We start from the raw sequence: 6,837 nt of genomic DNA, 5'->3' as shown, positions 1-6,837 counted from the left end.
TGCTGCCGCGGGTACGGGAAATGAGCTCCCCGGGATGTATTTCGTTACGGCCGGGCGGCCCTTGGCATCTCGGGTTCGGTCGCGGGCACGCGTTCGACGAAGGGGGCGAGGAGCCCGGGTGCGACCTCCTCGGCGAGGGCGAGTCCGTCGGCGACGCCGACGTCCCGGACCTTGTAGCAGCCGTCGCCCGCGGCGACGGTCGCGCCGAGGGTCAGCAGTCCGTTGCGGCGCTGGAAGGCGGAGCGGGTGATCTTCCAGCCGATCACTCCTTCGCACTGGAGCGCGGCGGTGCGGCGGGCGAAGGTGCCCGCGCGGACGACGAGGTAGCGGTCGCGCAGGCCGTGGCCCAGGGCGCGGTAGGCGTCGTGGGCGAGCGCGAGGACGACCGGGACTCCGAGGAGCGCGGTGATCCAGGCCGCGTGCACGGCCGCGGGGCCGAGCCACAACCCGAGTGCCGGCAGGGCGGCGACGAGCGGCGCGAGGGTCAGCAGGCCGCGGTTGATCCGGCGGCGCAGGGCGACCCGGGGGTGCGGGCGCAGGTCCGCGGTCTCCGTCGGGGACCGCTCCTCCGTGAGGACGTCGGCGGCGACCCGCAGGGCCTCCTGCCGGGGCACGGCCGGGGTGAGGGGGCGTCGGCTGCGGTTCTGCTCGCTGCTGCCGAGGCCGCCGGCGACGGCGTCGAGTCGGGCGGCGCCGGCCCAGCGCAGCGGCATCGGCTCGGTGAGTTCGACACCGCGCAGACGGCGCCGCTCCAGGGTGACGGACCGGTGGACGAGCAGTCCGCGGCGGACCCGGTAGGCGTCGTCCCCCTCCCTTTCCAGCCGGTAGCCGGCCCAGCCCTCGACGAAGGCGGCGGTGGAGAGCGCCGCGCCGGTGACGAGGAGGACGAGTACGGCCATGAGGGCACCGAACCACCAGGGCACGGACCCGAATCGGTCCCGGAGGTGGGTGACGGCCGCGAGGTCCAGGGGGTTGATCCTCATCTCGCCGAGGGCGCGGGCCACGGTGCCGACCCCGATGAGGACCGCGCCCAGCCCCCACAGGCTCAGCGGCGCGTAGCGGAGCCAGGCCCAGTCGGTCTCGGCGATGGGGCCGTGGCCCGCCTCGCCGGGTCGGGAGGGCCGGGTTCCGGCCCGGGCCCGGTCGCGCCGGTCGAGCAGCAGCCGGCGGATCTCGTCCGCCTGGCTCCGGGTGACGCCGCCCAGCCGCAGTTCGCGGCCGGAGGGTGAGCCCTGTCCGCCGGTACCGATGCGCAGGGACGCGAGGCCGAACAGGCGGTGCAGTGGCTTGGCGTGGATGTCGACGCTGCGGATCCGGTCGACGGGGAGCGAGCGGTGGCTTCGGAAGAAGGCTCCGGAGCGCAGTTCGACACGTTCGTCCGCGATCCGGAAGCGGGTGGTGAGCAGCCGCATCGTGCCGATCCAGGTGATCACCAGGAAGGTGGTCAGCAGGGAGCCGAGGGAGATCAGGGCCTGGAGGCCGGCGCCCGTCAGCAGCAGCGTGAGGGCGAACAGGGCGAGCGGCCCGGAGAGCATGCCGAGGTTGACCAGCAGCAGGCGGGGGCTGAGCCGGCGCCACCCGGCGTCCCCTGCCGCGCCTGCGCCGACCCGGCTCATGTGGCGTCTCCCGGTGTCGCCTGGGTGGCCCTGGTGAGGTGCTCGACGAGATCCCGGGCGATCCTCCGGTCGATGCCCTTGATCCGCACGGCGCCGGAGGAGGAGGCGGTGGTGACGGTCACCCCGGAGAGCCCGAAGAGCTGCTGCAGGGGACCGCGCAGGGTCTCGACGGTCTGGACGCGGGACAGCGGCACGACCCGCCATTGCTGCCAGAGCCACCCGGAGACCGCGTAGACGGCCTCTTCGGTGACCTCCCAGCGGTGCACCCGGTAGCGCCAGACGGGCATGACGGCCATGTACGCGACGCCGGGCACGAGGAAGGCGAGGAAGAGCCAGACGAAGACGAACCGCGCGGGCGGGATGAAGAGGTACAGCGCGCCGAACACCAGCGGCAGCGGCAGCGCGAGCACGGCCGCCTGCAGTGTCCACCAGGCGGGCGCGCGCCGGTCGACGCGATGGCGCGGGGGCCTGAGCCCGACGTCGTGTGTGCGCTCCACTGTCGCCTCCTCGACCGTCCGCGGACTCAGGCGGCGCCTGTGAGACTCAGGTCGGACAGCCGGGCCGGCAGGTCCCGGCGCCGCTTCACGTGCAGCTTGCGGTAGATGCGGGTCAGGTGCTGCTCGACCGTCGACACGGTGACGTAGAGCTTGGTCGCGATCTCCCGGTTGGTGTGACCGCGCGCGGCCAGCAGCGCCACGCGTGCCTCGGCCTCCGACAGGACCTCCGTCTCCTTGGGGAGTTCGGCCTCGCGGCCGGCCCCCTCGGCGGGCTCGGCGCCGGCCTGGCCGCCCGGCATGAACTGCCGGCACAGCGGCTCGGCGCCGCAGGACTTGGCGACGTGCCAGGCCTTGCGGACGAGGATCCGGGCCCGGTTGAAGTCACCCAGCGCCCGGTAGGCCTGGCCGAGTTCGCCCAGCGCCACGGCGAACTGCAGCCGGTCCTCGCCGCCTTCCAGGACCTCGACGGCCTCGGTGAGCCGCTTGAGGCGGTAGGTGAGGTCGCCTCCGGTGCGGGCGAGCATGAGCAGCAGCGCGCCCCGGGAGCGGCTGCCTTCGATTCCTGTGTCGCGCCGGCTCTGCTGTTCGGCGTACTCGCGGGCGCGTCCGGTGTTGCCGAGGGCCAGCCAGGCCTCGGCGGCGTCGAGCCGCCAGGGGACGAGCTCCACGGCGTCCATGTCCCAGGCTTCCATCAGCTCGCCGCAGGTGAGGAAGTCACGCAGGGCGCCGTGGTAGCGGCCGGTCGCCAGGTGGCAGCGGCCCCGCGCCCTGAGGTAGTGGAGCCCGAGGAAGGTGGAGAACATCGCCTCGGGGACGGGCTGTTCGAGCAGGTTCATGACCTCCTCGTGGTTGCCCATCTGGACCTCGGCCTCGATCAGGATGGACAGCGGCAGGGCGATGCCGACGCCCCAACTCTGGGTGCAGATCCGGGAGAGGGCCTGACGGGCCTGGGCCGCCGCACCGGGCAGGTCGCCCCGGCGCAGGGCGATCTCGGCGCGGACGACGCCGAGCGCGGCGTGCCAGGTGGGGGCGTTGCGCGCGGAGCACTCGCCGAGGAGTCGCTCGCACCACGCCAGCGCCAGGTCGAGCCGGCCCGCGTAGACGAGGGTCAGCAGGGCGATGACGAGGGGCTGTACGGTCCGGTCGCCGAGGTGGTAGCGCTGGAGGACCTGGGTGGCCTCGGACATGGCGGCGTCCGCCCGCCGCTCGCGCAGGGCGGTCAGGACGGCCTCGGCGGCCTGGACGTAGGCGCAGTCCGCCGCGTCGTAGGAGGCCGCCGCCGGTCCGCCGGCGACCCGCGCGTCCGCGGCGCTCGGCCGTGGACCAGCGGCCGGGCCGGTGTCCGTCAGGAGCGCGGCGAGCGGCGGGCTGATCGCCGTCAGCCAGGTCCGTGCGGTCGCCAGGGTGGCCGGGGCGTACGCCGGGTCCGCGGAGACCAGTTGGTGCCGCAGCGCCTCGCCCGTGCCCTCGATCTGTCCCATCCACACCAGCGCGGACACGGCCTGGATCACGTCGCGGTCGGAGAGCCGGCCCGCGGCCAGTTCGCGGCAGAGCTGCCGCAGGTGGCTCTCGGCGGCGGCGGGGCTGCTGCGCCACACCAGGCTGACCAGCCGGGACTTGAGCGCGGCGCGCCGCGGGCCCTCGGGGCACGAGGCGACGGCCAGTTCCCAGCAGCGCAGGGCGAGTTCGTCCTTGTCGTCGATGAGGGCGTACTCCGCGGCCTCCTGCAGGACGGGGATCGCCCATTCCTCGACGTTCTTGCGGGCGGCGACGAGGTGGCGGGCCACGTCGAGACAGGCCGCGCCCTCGTGGTGGAGCAGTTTGGCGGCCCGCAGGTGCAGCGCGGACAGCGCGGCGGGCGGCGCCGCGTCCAGGACGGCCTCGCGGGCGGCAGGGCTGCGGAAGGCTCCCTGGTGGAGTACGCCGCAGCGTTCGAGGTCCTGCAGGGCCTGCTCGGTGGGCTTGACGTGCAGGTCGACGATGTGGCCGAGCTGTACGGCGGAGCAGCCGTCGCCGAGGACGGCGACGCCGCGGGCGGCGGTCAGCATCTCGGGGTCACCGCGGTGCAGGCAGTCGAGGACGGCCTGCCGGAAGGTGTCGCCGGGCGCGGCCGCGGGACCGTCCTCCAGCAGGGCTTCGAGCAGCAGCGGGTTGCCACCGGTGGTCTGGTGGATCTCGGCCGAGAGCCGCCGTACCGTCGCCTCGGGCAGGTGGTCGCCGAGGACCCCCGCGGTGCCGTCGGGTGTGAGGAGGCGGAGCCGGAGGCTGGTGCAGTTGGGCTGGCGCTGCAGCTCGGCGTGGAAGGCGAGCTGCGCGGGTCGCAGCCGCACCGCCTCGGTGAGCACGATCAGCACGCGGGCCTGGCGGACGCGGCGGGCGAGGCAGAGCAGGAAGTGCAGGGAGAGCTCGTCGCCGTGGTGGACGTCGTCGACGGCGATGACGATGGTCCGGTTCCGGGCGAGCCGCAGCAGCGCGGTGGACAGATGCGGCATGACGCGCATACCGGCCTCGGTGCCCTCCGCGGCCTGCTCCGTCTCCTCCGCGGCGAGGTCGAGCAGTTCGGCGGCGTACGCGTGGACCTCCGGCGAGAGGTGTCCCGCGCTGTCGAGGATCCTTCGCAGGATGCCGAACGGCAGATACCGTTCGGAGCGGGATCCCGAGGCTTCGAGGACCAGCGCCCCGGCGGAGAGGGCTTCGTCGGTGAACTGCTGCAGGAGACTGGTCTTCCCGCTGGCGACGGCCCCGTTGATCACGGCGACCCGCCCCCGGCCGCGCATCGCGCTGCCGAGGAGTTCGTTCAGGGTGCCCAGCTGCTTCTCGCGCTCGATCAGCCTTGCCGACACGGAGTTTCCCCTCCCGGTACCACATGTCTACGGAGGACGTGACGACAGCGCGCCGTGCCGGTGGGCCCGTACCGTGCCGTCCTGTCACCTGTGCACCGTGGGGCTCGTGCAGACTGCCAGGCCGTTGTTGTGGCCCTGCCCCATGCGGTTGTCCGCCGTGACATCGATGTCCGGCGGGTTCCGCCCCCGTTTTTGCCCGAAGCGCCTGGTCAGTGCGTTCGAGCGTCCGAGGTCAGTCCCTCGGAGACGAGCTTCATGATGGCTTCCTGATGGTTCGCCAAGAAGAAGTGGCCCCCGGCGAAACAGTGAATTTCGAACTCGCCGGTCGTGTGCTGCGCCCAGGCTTCCGCCTCTTCGCGGGTGGTCCTCGGATCCGCGTCTCCGGTCAGCACCGTGATGGGGGTGCTCACGCGGTCTCCGGGTGTCGCCCGGTAGTTCTCGATGGCGGTGTAGTCGCTGCGGATCGCGGGCAGCACCATGCGGAGGATCTCCTCGTCCCCGAGGATCCTCGAATCGGTTCCGCTGAGTTCACGCATCTCCGCGACCACACCGTCGTCGTCGCGCAGGTGCACCGTCTCGTGGCGGTGGCTCGACGGCGCGCGGCGTCCGGAGGCGAAGATCCGCAGCGGGGTGACGCCGTGCTCGCGCTCCAGCCGCCGCGTCACCTCGAAGGCCAGGACCGCACCCATGCTGTGCCCGAAGAAGGCCAGCGGCCGGTCGATCCACGGCAGGAGTTCCCTGGTGAGCGCGTCGGCGTAGGTGGCCATGTCGGTGATGCCGGGCTCGTCCCTGCGGTCCTGCCGCCCGGGGTACTGCACCGACAGGACGTCCGACGCCGGAGCGAGGGCCTGGGACATGGGGAAGTAGAACGAGGCCGAGCCACCGGCGTGCGGCAGACAGACCAGTCGGACCCGGCCCCCCTCCGACGGATGGTAGCGGCGGATCCAGCGACTGGAGACCAAGTTTTCTGTCAACTGACTGAAACTTTCCACTCAACGTCCGGATGCGATCGCGTGCTCCATGCGCTGCGGGCATGAACACGTTTCCTTCACAGCGCCATGTCTAGCAGAGCGGCCAAAGCGGGGAGTACCCCTAATCAGCACCCCTACAAGGAGCGGAAACCCCCCTGGGCGGTGTCCTGTACGGCCAGTCCGCGATCTCCCCACGGGACCGGGCGGCGAATCCGGAGACGCGTCCCGGCACGAGGAACCGCCGCGCACCCGCCGGGGGATGTGCGGGTACGCGGCGGCGGTCCGGGTCAACCGGATGTGGTGACCACCGGTGGTGGTGACTACCGGTTGTGGCGGACGATCTGGGGGGCGATGTCCTCGGTGTAGGTCTCGCCCTCGGTGGTCTTGAGGGTGGTGGCCTTGGCGGTGGTGGTGCCGCAGAACGCGGCTTCCAGGGTGCCGCCCAGGATGGTGTTGACGGTGCCGTTGTTGGAGGTGTTCGCCATGGACGTCATGCTGCGCTTGCCGTCGGCGGTGGTGAACGCGTAGGTGTAGAAGCCCTGGACGGTACCGGTGTGGCCGTAGACGGTCACGCCGCAGGACAGCTTCCTGGCCCGCAGGCCCAGCCCGTAGGACTGGGTGCCGTCGGCGTTGACCGGGACCATGGCCATCATCTGCTGGAGCTGCGCGGCGGGCACGAGCTTGCCGGTGACCAGGGCGGAGAAGAACCGGTTCAGGTCGGCGGCGTTGGAGATGACCGCGCCGGCGGACTGCGCCCAGGAGACGGTCTGCTCGGTGGAGTCCACCAGGGGCAGGGTGGTGTCGTCCTGGCGCAGGTAGCCGTGGGCGTAGGAGCCGGAGATGGTGGTCCGCGGGTGGACGTAGGAGGTGTTCTTCAGGTTCAGCGGGGTGAGGATCCGCTGCTGGTAGT

Annotated in this window: 5 protein-coding genes; all 5 read right to left on the bottom strand. The window is 72.3% G+C overall.

Annotated features, from left to right (window positions below):
- Nucleotides 1–44: 44 nt before the first annotated feature.
- Nucleotides 45–1,616 (bottom strand): PH domain-containing protein, encoded by a 1,572-nt coding sequence (locus CHF15_RS42590; protein ID WP_089229328.1) that lies wholly within the window; start codon nt 1,614–1,616, stop codon nt 45–47.
- Nucleotides 1,613–2,113, bottom strand: coding sequence for a PH domain-containing protein (locus CHF15_RS42585; protein WP_089229327.1), 501 nt, complete (start codon nt 2,111–2,113; stop codon nt 1,613–1,615). The genes CHF15_RS42590 and CHF15_RS42585 overlap by 4 nt, the downstream gene beginning before the upstream one ends.
- Before the next feature lie 26 nt (nt 2,114–2,139).
- Nucleotides 2,140–4,956: a helix-turn-helix transcriptional regulator gene (locus tag CHF15_RS42580; protein ID WP_245939356.1), complete on the bottom strand. Its 2,817-nt coding sequence runs from the start codon at nt 4,954–4,956 to the stop codon at nt 2,140–2,142.
- 209 nt (nt 4,957–5,165) lie between these two features.
- Nucleotides 5,166–5,930, bottom strand: coding sequence for a thioesterase II family protein (locus CHF15_RS42575; RefSeq protein WP_089229326.1), 765 nt, complete (start codon nt 5,928–5,930; stop codon nt 5,166–5,168).
- A gap of 317 nt (nt 5,931–6,247) precedes the next feature.
- On the bottom strand, nt 6,248–6,837 hold a 590-nt coding region (locus CHF15_RS42570), incomplete at its 5' end, for a serine hydrolase domain-containing protein (RefSeq protein ID WP_143681777.1).

This window comes from Actinacidiphila glaucinigra (assembly GCF_900188405.1).
Lineage (GTDB): Bacteria > Actinomycetota > Actinomycetes > Streptomycetales > Streptomycetaceae > Actinacidiphila > Actinacidiphila glaucinigra.
Note: the sequence above shows the minus strand (reverse complement) of the source record. Positions and strands in the feature narration are given on the sequence as shown.